Genomic DNA, 17,973 nt, shown 5'->3' on the forward strand with positions numbered 1-17,973 from the left:
TCCGTCATCCGCAGCCCCGCTGCCCGTCATGAGGAGAGACCATCATGAAACCGAATTCCACCTTGCTAGCCGTCCTCATCGCGGCCTCAACGGGCATTGCCGTTGTCGCGCAAGGCGTGCAGGCAGGGACAACCACCGTCACATCCTCCGAAACCGAAACACCCGGTGAGGTCGCGTCCAGCACGCTTCGTATCCCGGCAAGCGGCACGCATATCCTCGATGGCGAGCATGGTGCCAGACTTGCATTGTTCGACGGCAACCTCGACCTCGCCAAAGAGATGATCTCAGGCGCCAGCGATCAGTTTCACGATCACATGGCAAATTTCGCGATCAGGCTGAGCGATGCAAAGATGTTTGTCATACCCGTCGATAGCGGCCTGCAATTCGCCGAGGGTTTTGAACCCAATGAGGCCCATAGTGGCGTCATCGAAGAGGCCGGTGTTCATATCCGCTCGGGCGATGTGGACAGGGCGGTTGACGTCATGACCGGCGCCGGGATCGAACTTGACGTCCGGGTCGTCGCCCTGCCCGTCGAAACCGCAATTGCCAACCTCAAACAGGCCCTGACCGATATCGAAGCTGGAGAAATTCACAAGGCCAACATGGCGCTCAAAGCGGTCGAAACCTCAATCGTGATCGAAGACTACAAGCCCGGTGCTTTGCCCGCCCAGAGCTATCCGCTGGCCGAGATCCTCCAGGGTTAACCCCATCGCTCACGGAGGACGCGCTCTGCATGCTTAGGGAGGTCATGCAGAGCGCACTTTTTTGCGCCCTCATTTGGGGTTAGCCTCTTTGCCGAGGCTAGCCGCAACCGCCTCCGGCCAAACGATAACACTTGGTATCGCAAGGGACGACATGGACTACTCAGAACTCACCAAGGCCTTCGGGGCCTTCTTTGCGATCATGAACCCGTTTGTGAACCTGCCGATTTTCCTGGCGCTAACCGCCGGTTTCACCGTGGCGCAACAGCGAACCCTGGCACTCAAGATCACCTTCTTTTCGGCGATCATGTGCGCGGTGATCCTTTTTGCAGGGCAGAAGATCATCGGTTCTTTCGGGGTCACGATCGACCAGTTCCGGATCGCCGGTGGCGCGGTCCTGGCACATATCGCCTGGTCCATGCTGAACGGCGGCAACATCGCGTCCCACCACGGCACGGACCGGGAAAAGGACCATATGTCCGATCTGTCGGCGCTGGCCTTCTATCCGATCACCTTCCCGATGATCGTTGGGCCGGGCACGATTGCAACGCTGATCATCTATGCGGGTCATACGGATACCCTCGCAGGGCTGCTCGAGATTGGCAGCGTCGTGGGCATTGTTCTGGCAATGCTGTTCATCGTGCTTTTCTTCGCGTCATTCTTCGGCAAAATGCTGAGCGATACGATGCGTGTGATCATGACCCGGCTGATGGGCATGATCCTGTTGGCCATTGCCGTCGAGATGATTATCGCCGGATTGAAGGCCGTATTACCGGGCCTTGCCTGAGGAGACGAGAATGACGTTTTTCAACCCGGAGAACCATAGCCGCAGCGCGGCGCACAGGAAAATCTATGCCTATTGCGAATTGGCCTACACCGCCGTCGATTTCTCGGCTGCGGCGCTGTTCGTGATTGGCAGCATCCTCTTCTTCAGCGAGGCCACCACGTATCTTGGCACCTGGTTGTTTCTGATCGGCTCTGTCCTTTTCGGCATGCGACCGACCATCAAGCTCATCCGCGAAATCGCCTATCTTCGCGTGGGCAACTATCAGGACATCACCGAGACCTGATGCGGATTGCCAGTTACAACATACGCAAGGCCGTTGGCCTCGACTGGCGGCGCGATGCCGACCGGATTGCGGATGTTCTGGCCGAAATTGATGCCGATATCGTCGTTCTGCAGGAGGCGGATCGCCGTGTCGGCAACCGCGCCGGCGTGCTGCCCCTGGACCGGCTTGCGGATGAACTTCGCTACGACCTCGTCGATCTTTCGATCCGACCGTTGAGCCATGGCTGGCACGGCAACGCGATCCTCTTTCGCAATGATATACCGGTCGCCCGGACCCGCCGCATCGACATCCCCACCATCGAGCCGCGCGGCGCGGTCTCCGCAATCCTGTCCGACCCGCCCGTTGAGATTATCGGCGTGCATCTCGGCCTGACCCCCGGCAAAAGACGTCAGCAAATGACCTCTCTCAATCACTATATCGAAAACGCACCGCATCCCGTTGTGATCGCCGGGGATTTCAACGAATGGAAGACCGATATCGAGGTGTTCAAGGAGACCGGCCGGATGATCTCACCCGGGCATAGCTATCATTCGGCCCGCCCGAGGGCCGCGCTTGATCGTTTCGTGATCGCCGGGCCGATTTCGCATGAGGCGTCTTTCGTGCACAAATCCGAACTGGCCCGGGTCGCCTCGGACCATCTGCCCATCGTGATGGAAATTGCGTTCACGGAGCCCGCCCAATGACGATTATCGTGATCCTGCACGTCTTGTTGGTCGCGGCATTCACGGCCCGCATCCTGTTGCGCGACGACCTGTCGCCACCGGCGCGCCTGGCGTGGTTCATTATCCTGAACGCCCTGCCCTATTTCGGCAGCGCGCTCTATTTCGTCTTCGGCGAGATCGACCTTGGCAACAGGGCCAACAAACGCCACCGGGAGATTTTCGATGAGATCAGGACCAAAGCCGCGGATTTCATGGGCAACGGCCAGGACGTTGCCAAGCTGATCGACCCGATCTATCGGCCGGCCTTTCACTACGCCGGGTCGATCAACGGCTTCCATCCCGTCGATGGCAACAAAGCGGAGCTTATGGCCCATGGTGGAGAGACGCGGGAACGGCTGGTGGCGGATATTGATGCGGCCACCGACCATGTGCATGTGCTCTACTATATCTGGCTTGATGACGACACCGGCACCGCCGTCGCGCAGGCGCTGATGCGGGCGGCACGGCGTGGGGTTACCTGCCGCGCCATGGCTGATGGTCTCGGCTCCCGCCGGCTGATCAAGGGCGCGCTCTGGCGGGAAATGAAAGAGGCGGGCGTTCAACTGGCCGTGGCCCTGTCGTTGGAAAACCCTGTCCGCACCCTCCTGACCAGCCGTATCGACCTTCGCAACCACCGCAAGATCACGGTGATCGACGGGCGTATCACCTATTGTGGCAGCCGCAACTCGGCGGACCCGGAGTTCCTGGTCAAGGCCAAATACGCCCCCTGGGTTGACATCATGCTGCGCTTCGAAGGGCCCGTGGTAGCGCAGAACCAACTCCTTTTTGCCAGCGACTGGATGCAGGCCACCGATGAATCCCTGGACCAGTTCAACCTGATCGCGGAGCCGATCGACGGCGGCTTCCCCGCGCAGGTCATGGGCGACGGGCCGACCGAGAGACGAGGTGCCACACCGCAGCTATTCGCCAACCTCATCGCCTGTGCCCAGCACGATCTGACCCTTTCCACGCCCTATTTCGTACCCGACGCAACCGTGTTCGAGGCGCTCTGCGCCGCCGCGCACCGGGGCGTGAACGTGACCCTGATCTTCCCCAAGGTGAACGATAGCTGGGTGGTCGCGGCCGCCAGCCGAAGCTACTACCGCCGGCTGCTTGAGGCGGGGTGTGTCATCCATGAGTTTGAGGGCGGACTTCTGCATGCGAAAACACTGACGATCGACGGCAGGATCAGCCTGATCGGGTCCTCCAATCTTGATTTGCGCAGCTTCGATCTGAACTACGAAAACAACATCCTGCTGCAGGATGCCGATATCACGCGGATGATCTCCGACAGGCAACAGGACTATATCGCCCGATCCTCCCGGACCGACCTGCCGACGGTGCTGGCCTGGCCCTATCTCAAACGCATCTGGAACAATGTCATCGCGACGATCGGCCCGGTTCTCTGATCCGCTGCGCGACTTCAAGAAAATTTAAACTTCGGCAAAACCGGGGGCAAACTGCCACGCCTAGATAAAGCTCACCACTAACTCAGGAGAGCACTATGAACCGCCCTAGCAAGAAACATAAGGCCATTTCCCTTGGCGTCGGCGTCGCCGCGCTGATGGCATCGGCCGCGTTTTTGCCCAGCACCGCAGCCGCTGCCGCCGGCAATGGTTTTGCCGATCTCGTCGAAGAAGTCAGCCCGGCCGTCGTCTACGTCGAAGTGACGACGAAGACACAGAAAACCGATGCCGAAGATCCGGCGCAGAACAACCCGATGTTCGAAGAATTCATGAAGCGTTTCGGCGAGCAATTTGCAAACCCGCCATCCGACATGCCGCGGCAAGGCCTTGGATCGGGTTTCCTGATCTCGACCGACGGATTGATCGTGACCAATCACCACGTCATCGACAACGCCGCGACGGTTTCGGTCAAACTCCAGGATGGCACAGAGATGGAAGCGACCGTCATCGGATCGGATCCGCTGACCGATATCGCCCTGCTCGATATCGAAGGTGACGATCACGCGACCGTCGTTTTCGGCTCCTCCGATGCGGCCCGTGTCGGCGAAGAAGTCGTCGCCGTGGGCAGCCCGTTTGGCCTGGGCGGGACGGTGACGTCCGGGATTATTTCGGCCAAGTCGCGCAATATCAACGCCGGACCGTTCGACGATTTCATCCAGACCGATGCCGCCGTCAACCGGGGTAATTCGGGCGGGCCACTGTTCAACATGGAGGGTGAGGTTGTCGGCGTGAATACGGCGATTTACTCGCCCGATGGCGGGTCGGTCGGCATCGGCTTCGCGGTTCCCTCGGACCTGGTTGTCGATATCGTTGCGGACCTCAAGGATGACGGCGAAATCGAGCGCAGTTGGCTTGGTGTTCAAATCAAACCGGTGACCGACGAGGTCGCGCATGTCCTCGGCCTCACGCCAGGCGAAGGCGTGATGATCGAAGAGGTCGTGGCCGAGAGTCCCGCCGCAAAAGCGGGATTGGAAAGCGGTGACGTCATCCTGAAATTCGGCGACCGCGATATCGCCGAGCTGCGTGACCTGACCAGCTCGGTTGCCATGGGCCGTGCCGGCGCAACATCCGAGATCCAGATTTTCCGGGGCGGCACGCCGATGACCATCGAGGTCGTCTTGGCGGATCGCAAGGAGCAGGAAGCCTGAGTAGCCGCGGCGATCGGAAAAAAACCGGTCGCCGCTCATATCAACGCCCCGTGATGCAAGGAGATACCATGTCAGGGATTGCCAGGCTGCATGCCCGGCTCGAAGCTCTCAGCCGGAAGATATTCGAGACCAAATCGAAGCTGGAACGCCGTCAGGAATGGCATGATGGCCACCTCCGGACCAGCGAGGAACTTGCCGCGCGCTATGCCGAGTTGAAGGCGCACATTGATGAGGACATAGCGCAGGAAAAGGCCATGGATCATCACGTGACCAACCTGGAACTCTCACTGCGTGAGTGGCTGGCAGACATAGAAGACAGAACCCGATAGGGTACTTTTTGCCTCCCATATCAACCACGGTTTCCTTTTACCGGAGACGTCAACGACGCGCTCGACCCACAGACGCTTCTTGCCTTTGTTTCCTTCTTGTCCTGCGGCGGTTCGCAATTGGGTTTCCTGCAAGCGCGTCGATTTATCTCCGCGGTGAAGTGATCGCCATCACGCCGGTGGTTATGCCGCCAAAACCCCTGGCTACAAGCCGCAAGGAAGGCGAAAACCCGCCCAGACGACGGGCCGCAACTGCCTGAATCCCACAATCTGTGATAGAATTCCGCCATTCTTTCGAGTCGACGAGGAGCCAATGGGCAATTTAGCGTCGATAGGTATTTTGTTTGTTGCATTGCTGATCGCGCCGGTATCGCCGGCGAAGGCTGATTACGCGCAGATGACCCTGTTCCAGTTGCTCACCAGGGCAGAAATCGTCGTGTCTGGTACGGTCCAGGAGGTGTCTGACGATACCTATGAGCTGGATGTCGTTCAGGCATTCCGCAATGCCGGTTCCCAAGACATATTGACGGTCGAACGAGTCGATTTGCTTCGGCTTGGCGATCGTTGGGCGGATTACGCGCGCGGGCAGCAGGTGGTGCTCTTTGCCCAAGTTTCCGATACCGAAAGCGCCACCGTGGCCCCCCTCGGGGCCGCGGGAGAAGGCGAATTGCCGGTGGTGGCGCAGATGGTCCATCCCACGGCGCTATCGCGTCCACCGGCGGATATGACCCGCGCCACCTATCTGGGTGGATCAAGGGCCTACTACCGGGTCGAGGCCGACACGTTCCAGGATGCCATCGCTGGTTTCTTCGATTGCTATCGACCCACGGACCGGGGGCGGATCGCCCGCCTTTGTGACGACTTGGCTTTGCAGGACTATCGCCAGCTTTCCTGGCTGGCAGCCCATATTTCAGGCATCGCCGACAGACTACCAGAAGGAGAGAACTGAACAGTCACTTTGAGAAAAGAGGATATTAACATGATACTCTTAAATCGAATTTTTATATATATTTTTCAAATATTTGCGATCCTTTTCCTGACAGTTTCGGGGGTCACGATAAGTCACGCCGCCACCGTGGATTGCCAGGCGGATCGCTCCGGAGATGGGTTGGTGCTCTATCTCTACTTTCCCACCTCACAGGACACGGATTTTCCATCTCCGATGTTTGAGGAGGTGGTGACGCCGCTGGAACCTTTCGATGCGGCGGACCTTGATCCCGCCCTTGGCAGCACCGCAGAATACCGCGATGCGATCACGGAGCGGGTCAAGACAGATTACTGCGAATTTGACGTGCGCGTCGTGCAAACCACCAGCGCCAACGGCACCACGAACCCGACACCCACGGACGATAGCTGGTTCGTCGTCGGCATTGGCAGCGATACCGGCACCGGGTTCTACGGGGTCTGCTGCAATAGCGGCATGGCGCGTGTCTGGGCCGGCGAGTTCGAAGACAACTCGCAGCCGGGTGGCTCCTTCGACGGGCTGCTGACACCCGGTGACGGGACCCTGAACCGATGGGCCAATGCCATCGCGGGGACGACCTCGCACGAACCCGGCCACAGCTCGCGACTGGGCAATCCTGGTCACGCTTCCGCGGATCCGCGCCCCACCGAGGACGCGCGGCAGAACCATATCATGGCAACCCCCTCGGGGGCGGACAGGATCGAGGACCGGCATTTCAGCGACACGAGTTATGAGGCGATTGCCGGGGCGGTCGGGCTATACGAACAGACACTCAGCAACTGGGATTTCATCAACCCGAACATCTCCGCCGCGGACGGCCTGCGGATCACCGTGCTGGTCGATGATGACGACACGCCTGAAATCGGGTCGGTTTATGATGGTGGCCTGAGCCCCTGGGGCGATGCGGATATCGCGGCGAACGGTTCCCTGACTTTCCAGGGCACGACCTATGACCGCTATCAGATCACGTTCACCGATCCGCAGAACTGGAACAATGGTGACGTGGGCGAGATCCCCGAAGGTGCCGAATTTCACGTCGGTGTCGGCCTCACGACAAACTACATCGTGAACGATGTCATGCTTCTGTCGGGCGGCAGTGCGATGGAGTTGCATCCGCGCGTGGTGGGCTACACGCCCGACGGCTCGTTCAACCCCGAGACCGGGGATTACCACCTGACCCTGTCGGTGCCTGATCCCGAGAACGGCCCCCTGATCGTATCCGATGTGCGGATCCGCCACCTGCCGCGCACACTGGCCATCAACGAGATGATCACCGGTGGTGCAATGATCGGTGTCGACGGGCGCAGCATCGTGCCCTGGCAGGAGCGCGATGGCGCCAATGTCGAAGTCGGCAGCGCCGAGGAATTGCCGGTGGCCAACCTGGCAGAGCCACGCGCGCTCGATACTTTCCGTCAGGCCGAGCCCGATTGCGGCTCCCTCCCCGCGCCACAGCCGATCCCGGATCATCCGTTCCTTCACGTGCACTACTGCGAAGAAGGCCCGGTTCTGGGGCTCTTCCCCTCGGCGCGGGTCTATGTCGAGGCGACCGTGACCGACCCGAATGCGCGCTATTTCGACCGCGATACCGGCACCATGGTCACCGGCCCGCTGTCGAACCGGATCTTTATCCAGTTCACCGGCAAGATCCCGGATCTGAACGGCAATGGCGTGGATGACGCGATCGACATCGACACCGGCACCTGTTCTGACGACAATGGCAACGGTGTGTGCGACGAGGCTGAACCGACGCGGTACAAATACGCGGCCAAGCTGGTCTGCGGTCATCAACCGCTGCCCAGTGACGGCAGGCTGGTCAAGGGCCACTATGCGACAACGATCAACGTGCTCAACCTCGGCGATCGGAAAGCCAAGCTGACCAAGACCTTGTCGCTGACCTACCCACCGGAAGAGCAGCGCCCCGGCAGGGTGGCCGAGATTGCAACCGACATACTGGGGCCGAATGAGGCGCTCAAGGTCGATTGCGCCGATGTCGAGCGGCGGGTGTTCCCGAACGGGCTGCCCGCGTCGTATATCGAAGGCTACGTGACCATCGAAAGCGCCTCGCGGCTTGACGTGACCGGTGTCTACACCAGCCGTGATGTCGAGGAGGCACCGCCTTGCGAGCAGCATGGTGGCGGGTGTGGCGATCACATGTGTGGCCAACCGCGCAAATGCTGTGGCGGTGGTGGATGCCCCGGTGCACCGGCCCTGTCGACCACGCTTGAGATCGAACAGATCCGCGAGCATGTCATCGAAGCCAAGAAACCACCGGTCGAGATGTGCCCCGACCTCAGGGTGCGCGATATTGGTGAGCCGGACGTGAACTGCCCCGAGGGCAGTGGAAGCTGCGTCACGCGAACCGATTACACGATCGAGAACATCGGCAACGCCGCAAGCGGGCCGTTTTCCACCCGCGCAATCCTCGATCCGCAGCAATCGGTCTCGGTTCCCGCGATGCTGGAATCGCTGTTGCCTGGGCAATCCGTGACCGTGCCGGTCACCACGCCCAGAGGAGGGAATTGCTACGATCCCGATTGCACCATCACCGTCGCGGCGGACAACCTCGACGAGGTCAAGGAGTGTAACGAGCGCAATAACATCGCGGAGGAAACAACCCCTGGCTGAACCTCTTGTGGCACCGCGGAGAGCACGCGGTGCCACGAATTTTCACCTTTTTCGTTGGCGGGAAACCGACCGCAAACCCCTGAACTATTGCAATGATTGCAATCTGGGCTGACAATAAGCTCACGTATTTAAACTACTGATTGATTCTTTTACCCAAGTCATACTGAGGAGTTGTCCTATGTTACTCCGTGTTTTTTTGTTCTGTGCACTCGTTGTTCTGGTCCCGTTTTCCGCGTCGGCGCAGCTTTTTTCGGGACCAAAGGATGAAGCGCAACTGGTCGGCCGTGATGAGGCCAGCTTTCCCCCGGCAGACGAAGATTACTTTGCCGAATTGGACAATGGCGTCGCGCTCAGCCCCGATGAAATCAAGGGCCGGAACATGTGGATGGTCTGGACCGGCGGCAATGACCTTCTGTGGGATACGCTGACCAACGACACGTTCGGACAGTTCGATCTGCTCAAAACCTTGTCGTCCCACCCGAGCCTTCCCGCGCAGCGCAGCAACCGGTTCGAACAACTGGGCCTAATCAACGAACCCTGCTTTGACGAGGCGACCGGCCCAGTCGAGGATCGCCATGGGCTTTGGCTCGATATCCGGCGGGACGATTGCGCCCCGGACCCCTTTGCCAATGCCGAGAAATACCCCGGTGTCGAGATCGGCGCGCGGGGCCGCAACATGCCGGTCTGGTCGTACTATGGTGAGCCCACCGGCGTGCTTGGCCTGCGCCTCTTCCCGAACCCCGAGTTTGACCGGCGTGCGGAGCGCCGCTGGGATCCAGTACGTTACTACACCGACCCCGATTACTACAATGACGACGATCTCGTGCGACCCTACCGCGTTGGCATGTCCTGCGCGTTCTGCCATGTGGGTCCAAGCCCGATTGACCCGCCGGAAGACCCCGAAAACCCGGCGATGCATAATCTCAATGCCACTGTCGGGGCGCAATATTTCTGGTTTGACCGGGTCTTTGCCTGGCAGCCGGATGATCGCCAATACATGGTGCAATTGATCCACACCGCACGGCCCGGGACCATCGACACCTCGCTGGTCTCACCCGATTACATCAACAACCCGCGCACGATGAATGCGATCTACCTGCTCGAAGAACGCCTGGCCGTCGCACGGCGCTTTGGCGAGGAACGGCTCCGCGGGGGCGAGCGCGACAACAAGCAGTTCCAGGACTATATCGGAGAGGGTCCGCTGACCGAGTTTTTCGAAGAACCAGACCTCAGCTTCTCTCCCCGCGTTCTCAAGGATGGCGCGGATTCCGTCGGTGCGCTTGGGGCGCTCAATCGCGTCTATCTGAATATCGGGCTCTTCAGCGAGGAATGGACCCGCCATTTCAACCCGATCGTGGGCGGCAAGGACATCACGCCGATCAAGATCGAAACCGCGCAGAAAAACTCGGCCTATTGGCGCGCGACCGAGGATCAGACCCCCTTGACCGCGCTCTACTTCCTCAAGGCCGGACGACCCGATCTGCTCAAGGATGCACCGGGCGGAGAAGCGCATCTGACCGAGGATGACGCGACCGTGGACCGGGGCAAAGAGGTCTTCGCGGAGAATTGCGCCGGGTGCCATTCATCGAAACTGCCCGAAAGTGCGTATGAGGCGATGCCTGGCGGGTGCTCCGGGCCGAATTACATGGCCTGTTTCCAGAACTATCGCGATCTGGTGAAAACCGATGCTTTCAAGGCCGAAATGCTCGACATCGTGAAGGCGGATGATTTCCTAGACGGAAATTACCTGTCGAATGAATTGCGCATCCCGGTGACCCTGCTTGAGACAAACGCCTGCAGCCCGCTCGCCACCAACGCGATTGCGGGCAACATCTGGGACAACTTCTCATCGTCGAGCTACAAGGCCCTGCCCTCGGTCGGTACGATCAAGGTGCATCACCCGAAAACCGGCGAGGAATATGATTACGAGATGCCTGCAGGCGGACGTGGCTATACCCGCGTCCCGTCGCTCATCAGCCTCTGGTCCACCGCGCCGTACCTTCTGAACAATACGGTCGGTTACTATAATCAGGATCCGTCGGTCGAAGGCCGGATGGCCGGGTTTGAGGATGGCATTGAAAAGATGCTCTGGCCTGAAAAACGGCTCAAAGATCCGGTTCTGGGTGACAAGGTGCCCGGGCTGATCGACCGGACGACCGAGCAGAGTTATCTGATTATCCCGAAAGGGTTCCAGCCCGAGGTGCTTGTCAAGCTGCTGTCACCGTTGCGGGATGATCTGCCCTGGCTCTTCAATCTCGATGGCGATATCGAGCTTGGGCCGATCCCCGCCGGGACACCGATCGGATTGCTGGCCAACCTCAACCTGCGGCTCGATCAGGCGGATGTGCTGGAGCGGCTTGCTCATGATCTCGAACTGGTCAAGCTGATCGTCCGGATCAAGCGTGACCTCAAGGAATTGCCCGAAAACGCGAGCGACGAACAGGCCCGCGCGATCTTTGCCGATCTGGTGGAGCCACTGCTCGAGCTGAGCAAATGCCCCGACTACGTGGTCAATCGCGGGCACTACTTCGGCACCAAACTCGAGGACGCGGATAAACGCGCGCTGATCGCCTTTCTCAAGCATTTCTGAGGGGCCGGATGGTGACGCCCACCTATGACTACATCGTCGTCGGCTCCGGGGCCGGCGGCGGCACCCTTGCCGCACGGCTGGCCGAAGAGGGGATGCGTGTCCTGCTCCTGGAGGCCGGGGGCGATCCGCGTTCCCTCAAAGGCGGTGTGCGCGACATGGACGAGAGCGAAAACCGCCTGCCGGATGATTACGACGTTCCTGCCTTCCACCCTTTCGCCTCCGAGAATGCGGCGCTCCGGTGGGATTTCCACGTCAGCCACTACACGGACTCCGAGGTGCAGGCCCGCGATCCCAAGGCCGGCCCCGAGGGTGTGCTCTATCCGCGGGCCGGGACATTGGGCGGCTGCACCGCGCATAACGCGATGATCTTCGTCTATCCGCATCACGACGATTGGCAGCATATCGCGGATCTGACCGGCGATGATGGCTGGGCGCCCAAGGCGATGCACAGCGTCTTTCAGAAGCTGGAAAACTGCCACCACCGGCCGCTGCAACGCACCTTGAACGCCATCGGCATCGACCGAACCGGGCACGGGTTCGATGGCTGGCTCAGGACCGAAAAGGCCATTCCGCGCGCGGCGCTCCGGGACGACGACATCATGGAGGTCGTGCGCAAATCCCTGCGCGAGCAGATCGGGGCCGGCGGCGATTTTCTTAGGCGGCTGCGGTGGTTTGCCAATAGCGCCGCCGACCCGAATGACCGCGACCGGATCGACGATGACGCGGACGGGATTGTCTACACACCGCTGACCACGCGAGATGGTGTTCGTGTCGGGTCGCGCGAAAGGGTTCTCGATGTGTCGGGGCGTTTTCCCGACCGGCTGACCGTCGAGTTGGACGCGCTGGCGACAAAGGTTCTGCTCGACGCGGACAACCGCGCCTACGGCATCGAATACCTCAAAGGCGCGCGCCTCTATCGCGCCCATGCGGCGCCCAACACCGCACCCGGTGAACGGCAGGAGGCCCATGCCGCGCGCGAGGTCATACTGGCCGGTGGGGCCTTCAACACGCCGCAGCTTCTGATGCTCTCGGGGATCGGTGATCCGGCCGAACTGACGCCCCACGGGATCACGCCCAAGGTGACCTTGCCCGGGGTGGGCCGGTCCTTGCAGGACCGCTACGAGGTGGCTGTGGTCAACCGGATGAATTTCGACGCCTGGGAAAGCATGACCGAGTGCCGGTACGAGGTCGGCGATCCGCTCTGGCAGCAGTGGAAACGGGACGGCGACGGGCTTTATGCCACCAACGGCGCGGCATTGGCCGTCATTCGGCGTTCGTCATCCACGCAGCCTGTGCCGGACCTCTTCTGCATGGCGCTTCTGGGCAAGTTCAGTGGGTATTTCCCCGGTTATGCCGCCGATCTGGCCCAGAGCCGCAATCACCTGAGCTGGGCCATCCTCAAGGCGCATACGCTCAACCGCGCGGGACAGGTGCGCCTGGCGTCAGCCGATCCACGCGACCGCCCGATCATTGATTTCAACTACTTCGCCGAAGGCGGCGACGCGGACCTTGCCGCCGTGGTCGAAGGTGTCAAATTCGTCCGAAAGCTCTGCAAACCGTTACACGAACGCGGACGCATCGCCGCCGAAGAAATCCCCGGCCCCGAGATACAGACCGACGAAGAGATCGCGCAATTCGTGCGCGACAATTGCTGGGGCCACCACGCCTCCTGCTCCTGTCCCATCGGGCCGGTGGATCAAGGCGGCGTTCTGGACAGCAGGCTGCGGATCCACGGCACCGCGGGCTTGCGGATCGCCGACGCTTCGGTTTTCCCGAAAATCCCCGGATTTTTCATCGCATCCGCCGTCTACATGATCGGCGAAAAGGCCGCCGATATGGTGCTGCAGGATGCGCAGTCTCAACCACAAAATGAGGGCAAATTATATGGCACATAGCATTGATTCATTGATGGACATGGAGCAGGAGGCACTCGACGCGCTGTTTTCCAGCGTCGAAGCGGGCCCCATCCCTGATGGCGAGGCCGAAGGCACCGCGATCATCGCACCCGGCACCAAGTTCACCCCGATAATTTCGCGCTTCATCAACGCCTTCGCCTGGCAGGGCAAGGTCTTTGACAGCGACAAGGGCGTGCTCAAGAACAGCATCCTGCCCTTTGGCCTAAACGCCATCCTGGCCAAGGTCTACAAGGACAAAAGCTGGCTCGACGGCAAGGAATGCATCGTGCTCGACTATTCCGACACGTCCTTCGTCGCCCAATGGATCCGCGATGAAATCCGGCAGATCGGGCCCGGCATGTACCTGGGCAAGGTCTATTGGGACGACACGCGCCTGATCGACTTCGCGCTGGATTTCAACGCCGAGACCTAACCCCCCAGATGACGCAGCAGGACACATTCTTCATTCTCGCCCCGGTCCTTGAGGACCGGGCGGATGAACTCATGTCCCTGCTTGAGCGCATGACACTCAAACCGGGCCTTGCCGATCCCGACAACGGCCTCGTCCCCTTCGGTCGTTTCGATCGGTTGCATGTGGCGCGGTTTTTCCTGGTCGAGGCAAATACCTGGCGTGATATCGAGGTCTATGGTCAGGAGCCGCGGCCCTACCCGCTGCATCTGGCCTTCCTCGGCGATGTGGACGGGGATCGGCAGAGCTTTCTCAAGGAATTGGCGCAGGAATGCCCTGATGGGCTCAACGAAATCTTCAGCCATTGCGAAGGGGCCGGGTCCGGCAGCCTCTTGCGCTGGATGGAGCGGCACAATGTCGAAGAGGCCGCGAATTACGTCAACACCCGCGGCCGCACCGTCCGGCAGGTCCATGAAGAGGCTACCCTTGCCACGGTCCTGCGGGGCAAGCTCGCCAATATCGTGAAGACACAAGGATCGGCCGACCCGTTCAAACTCCACCGTCAACTGGCCGAGTTTGTGAACCATGAAAAGGCCAACGGGTCGCTCCACCTGACCGCGCCCGAGCGTCCGGGCCTGCTGCGACGGATCACCAACGCGATGGAGCTCATCAGCGTCCCGCTGATCCTCCTGCTGATCTCGCCGCTGGTGCTTCTGGCCCTGCCCTTTTTCCTGATCTGGCTGCGGATGCTCGAGCGGTCCGACCCCGAAATCCTCCCCCGCCCAGATGACAAGCGCATCACCGATCTGGGCCGGTACGAAGACCACGACGTCACCAACCCGTTTTCCGCCTTCGGGGACGTCAAACCGGGCCTTTTCCGGCGGGTGGTCACGACCGTGGCGCTCTATCTGCTGAACTACTCGGCGCGACACATATTCGGGCGCGGGTATCTGACCCGGGTGCAGACCATTCATTTTGCCCGGTGGGTCTTTGTCGATGGCAAACGGCGGGTGATGTTCTGCTCGAATTATGACGGCGCGCTGGAAAGCTATATGGATGATTTCGTGAACAAGGTGGCCTGGGGCCTGAACCTCGTTTTCTCGAATGGCGTTGGCTATCCCTCGACCCGCTTCCTCATCAAACGCGGGGCGGAGCAGGAGGCCAAGTTCAAACGCTACCTGCGCAACCGTCAACTGCCGACGCAGGTATGGTACAAGGCCTATCCCGGCCTGACCGCGCGCGATCTGGCGCGGCACGGTGAAATCCGCAAAGGCCTTGAAAAGCGCCCCAATGGCGCGAAAGCCCTGCGCAACTGGTTGTCCAAGATATGAGCTTTGGCCCCGATATCCCCAACGACCCGGTCGAGTTTGACGACATGCAGGGGTTGATCCGCTTTGGCCATGGCAGGCTGGTCGAGGCCGAGTTTCTGCTGTGCATGGTCGATGATGTCGAGCCCGCCCGGGAGTGGCTCCGCGATGCTCCGGTGACCTCTGCGGCGACACTGGACGCCCCGCCTGAGACCGCATTGCAACTCGCCTTCACCGCCTCGGGCCTTGAGGCATTCGGGTTGTCCAACGCTGAGACCTCCGGCTTCTCGCATCCGTTCCTCACGGGCATGGCCGGCGAGGACAGCCGGTCCCGCAGACTTGGCGATACCGGGCAGAACGCCCCGAAAAACTGGGATTGGGACGGCGGTGAAGCGCATCTTCTGGTTATGCTCTACGCCCGCGAGGGGGGTCTGGACGCATGGAAAGACGAGGTGCTGAATGCGGGGTTCAAGGCGGGTTTCGGATTGATCCAGAGCTTCCCCACCCGGCCCAATGAGGGGTTCGAGCCTTTCGGCTTCCGCGACGGGATTTCCGAGCCGAAGATCGACTGGCAAAACGCCCATCCACCATCGAAACACGGGCGCGAGGATTACAGCAACCTGATCTCCCCCGGAGAGGTCATTCTGGGGCACCGCAATGAATATAATGCACGGGCGGCCTCGCCCAAACTCGAAGCTGGCGTGGCGGAGGGGGACGTTCTGCCTGACGCGCCGGACGCGGAGGGTCTGCGCGACCTCGGGCGCAACGGCAGCTATCTCGTGTTCCGACAGCTCGCGCAGGATGTTCCCGGCTTCTGGCGTTACATGGATGGCGCCACCGATGGCGACGCCGACCGCCGTCAGGCGCTTGCCGCCAAGATGGTCGGGCGCGAGATGGACGGCACGCCTCTGATCCACGACCGGCGCGATATCGAAGGATCGCGGCAGGCAAATGATTTTACTTTTGAGGGCGACGTGAACGGCGTCTCCTGCCCGATTGGCGCACATATCCGCCGCGCCAACCCCCGGACGGGCGATCAACCGCACCATGTGGAGGGGCGCCTCCGTTGGGTTCTGAGCACGCTTGGCTTCCTGCGGAGGCGCGACAAGCTGCCGGGCCGCCATGATCTTGTGGCCTCCACCCGGTTTCACCGTCTCGTGCGGCGCGGTCGGGTCTATGGCACCAGGATGACACCGGAACAGGCCTTGAAGAAGGGCGCGAAAACCGGCGAGCGCGGGCTTTTGTTCATCTGTCTTTGTGCCGATCTGGTGCGGCAGTTCGAGTTTGTCCAGAACGCCTGGATGGCATCACCTACGTTCAACGGGCTGTCCGGCGAGGCCGATCCGTTGATCGGCGGGCGCGCCCCGATGAGCGGCGTGGCAAGTGATGGTTTTTCCATTCAGAAGGCCGACGGGATCGAGGAGCAGCATCCCAACCTGCCGCAATTCGTGTCCGTGAAGGGCGGCGGGTATTTCTTCCTGCCCGGGTTGCGTGCCCTGCAATTCATCGCCCGTCACGGCAGCAAGGAGGCATAGATGCGCTCGATCCTGATCCCGATCCGCCGCCTCATTCACCGCGCCACGCAGGCGGGGCTGCATATCGAACGACGGCTGGAGCCGTTCTTTCGCCGCCGCCTCAACGGGCTGGTCCGCGCGCCGCTCGCACGGCTGATCCAGCGGCTCAAGAACCGCAAACGCGAAGATCTCGGGCTGGGCCTGGCCGAGGAGAAGATCTTCGATTGGGAAGAGGAGGCGTTGCAGACCATCATCGACGAGATGCGCGAGCAGATGAACCTGCATTTCCAACCCGGCGCTTATGAGCGTGGCGGCAATACCAAGACCCACGGGCTCTTGAAGGCCACCTTCACCGTGCTGCCCGACCTTCCCGATCACCTGCGCCACGGGGTGTTTGCGACCGAGCGCGACTACCCCGCCTATATCCGCTATGCCGGTCCCGGGCCGGACGTGCCGGAAGACATCCGCGATGTGGGTTTCGGGTCGATGTCCGTGAAGGTCATGGATGTGCCGGGGCCGAAGCTGATGGACGAAGAGAAATTCACGCAGGATTGGCCCGCGGTCGTGACCCCCACCTTTGTCACGCCCGATGCCCGCGAAAATGCCAAGCTGCAATATTGGAGCACCGTTGACGAGCCGCTTTGGTACTTCCTCAACCCGAAGGACAGCCACCTGCTCGATTTCCTGATGCAGGGCTTGTGGAACGAGACGCAGTATAATCCGCTCGGGCATCGGTATTTTAGCTGTGTGCCATACCTGATGGGGGAAGGCCAGGCGATGCTTTATTCCTACATGCCGCGCACCGACGTGCCGATGGAGATCCCCGGTGTGCCGTTCGGGCGGGTGCCGCCCAATTACTTGCGCGACAACATGGCGAGGACGCTGCGCGAGAAACCCGTGGAATTCGACATGGTTGTGCAGATCCAGACCGACCCACACCTGATGCCGCTCGAAGATGCCTCGGTGCTTTGGCCCGAGGCGCTGTCACCCTGGGTTCCCGTCGCGCGCATCCATATCCCGATGCAGGATTTCGACACCCCCGCGCAAATGGCCTTTGCCCGCAAGATGCGGATCAACCCGTGGCATTCGCTGCCCGAACACCGCCCCTTGGGCAACCAAAGCCGCGCCCGCCGGCGGATGTACCAGGAACTCGCCCGGTTCAGGCAGCGTATGAACAATGTCGCGCATGTGGAGCCGACCGGCGATGAGCTCTTCGACTAGGGAGAGCTTTTCCGTCTTGCCGCTCCCCGGCACAGC

The 17,973-nt window shown here is 60.9% G+C and carries 15 protein-coding genes; all 15 read left to right on the top strand.

Annotated features, from left to right (window positions below; translation table 11 throughout):
- Nucleotides 1–44 precede the first annotated feature (44 nt).
- The 15 genes from RBB29_RS02835 to RBB29_RS02905 all read left to right on the top strand — a co-directional run bounded on the left by RBB29_RS02835 (nt 45) and on the right by RBB29_RS02905 (nt 17,937).
- The gene (locus RBB29_RS02835) at nt 45–704 is read left to right on the top strand and encodes a YfdX family protein (protein ID WP_306112660.1); all 660 of its coding nucleotides are present in this window, start codon (nt 45–47) and stop codon (nt 702–704) included.
- A gap of 151 nt (nt 705–855) precedes the next feature.
- Nucleotides 856–1,488: a MarC family protein gene (locus RBB29_RS02840; protein ID WP_306112661.1), complete on the top strand. Its 633-nt coding sequence runs from the start codon at nt 856–858 to the stop codon at nt 1,486–1,488.
- 10 nt (nt 1,489–1,498) lie between these two features.
- Nucleotides 1,499–1,771, top strand: a complete 273-nt coding sequence (locus tag RBB29_RS02845) for a YrhK family protein (protein ID WP_306112662.1) — start codon at nt 1,499–1,501, stop codon at nt 1,769–1,771.
- Nucleotides 1,771–2,454, top strand: a complete 684-nt coding sequence (locus RBB29_RS02850; protein ID WP_306112663.1) for an endonuclease/exonuclease/phosphatase family protein — start codon at nt 1,771–1,773, stop codon at nt 2,452–2,454. Before RBB29_RS02845 ends, RBB29_RS02850 begins: the two co-directional genes overlap by 1 nt.
- Complete coding sequence (gene cls, locus RBB29_RS02855) at nt 2,451–3,881, top strand: cardiolipin synthase (RefSeq protein ID WP_306112664.1); 1,431 nt, start codon at nt 2,451–2,453, stop codon at nt 3,879–3,881. The genes RBB29_RS02850 and cls overlap by 4 nt, the downstream gene beginning before the upstream one ends.
- Before the next feature lie 95 nt (nt 3,882–3,976).
- Nucleotides 3,977–5,086 (top strand): trypsin-like peptidase domain-containing protein, encoded by a 1,110-nt coding sequence (locus RBB29_RS02860; protein ID WP_306112665.1) that lies wholly within the window; start codon nt 3,977–3,979, stop codon nt 5,084–5,086.
- 68 nt (nt 5,087–5,154) lie between these two features.
- Nucleotides 5,155–5,415: a 3-ketoacyl-ACP reductase gene (locus tag RBB29_RS02865; protein WP_306112666.1), complete on the top strand. Its 261-nt coding sequence runs from the start codon at nt 5,155–5,157 to the stop codon at nt 5,413–5,415.
- Nucleotides 5,416–5,752: 337 nt separating this feature from the next.
- A complete protein-coding gene (locus RBB29_RS02870; RefSeq protein WP_306112667.1) occupies nt 5,753–6,361 on the top strand; it encodes a hypothetical protein in 609 nt (202 codons plus the stop codon).
- A 162-nt stretch (nt 6,362–6,523) separates the two neighbouring features.
- Complete coding sequence (locus tag RBB29_RS02875) at nt 6,524–9,001, top strand: CARDB domain-containing protein (RefSeq protein ID WP_306121100.1); 2,478 nt, start codon at nt 6,524–6,526, stop codon at nt 8,999–9,001.
- Between the two features lie 178 nt (nt 9,002–9,179).
- A complete protein-coding gene (locus tag RBB29_RS02880) occupies nt 9,180–11,591 on the top strand; it encodes a hypothetical protein (protein ID WP_306112669.1) in 2,412 nt (803 codons plus the stop codon).
- Nucleotides 11,592–11,599: 8 nt separating this feature from the next.
- The gene (locus RBB29_RS02885; RefSeq protein WP_306112670.1) at nt 11,600–13,486 is read left to right on the top strand and encodes a GMC family oxidoreductase; all 1,887 of its coding nucleotides are present in this window, start codon (nt 11,600–11,602) and stop codon (nt 13,484–13,486) included.
- Nucleotides 13,476–13,919: a hypothetical protein gene (locus RBB29_RS02890; RefSeq protein WP_306112671.1), complete on the top strand. Its 444-nt coding sequence runs from the start codon at nt 13,476–13,478 to the stop codon at nt 13,917–13,919. The genes RBB29_RS02885 and RBB29_RS02890 overlap by 11 nt, the downstream gene beginning before the upstream one ends.
- Nucleotides 13,920–13,927: 8 nt before the next feature.
- Nucleotides 13,928–15,226, top strand: a complete 1,299-nt coding sequence (locus RBB29_RS02895) for a hypothetical protein (RefSeq protein WP_306112672.1) — start codon at nt 13,928–13,930, stop codon at nt 15,224–15,226.
- Nucleotides 15,223–16,737: a hypothetical protein gene (locus tag RBB29_RS02900; protein ID WP_306112673.1), complete on the top strand. Its 1,515-nt coding sequence runs from the start codon at nt 15,223–15,225 to the stop codon at nt 16,735–16,737. The genes RBB29_RS02895 and RBB29_RS02900 overlap by 4 nt, the downstream gene beginning before the upstream one ends.
- Nucleotides 16,738–17,937, top strand: a complete 1,200-nt coding sequence (locus RBB29_RS02905) for a catalase family protein (RefSeq protein WP_306112674.1) — start codon at nt 16,738–16,740, stop codon at nt 17,935–17,937. It abuts the gene before it with no gap.
- Nucleotides 17,938–17,973: the final 36 nt, after the last annotated feature.

It is taken from the genome of Roseovarius sp. MMSF_3359, from assembly GCF_030733385.1.
Classification (GTDB): domain Bacteria; phylum Pseudomonadota; class Alphaproteobacteria; order Rhodobacterales; family Rhodobacteraceae; genus Roseovarius.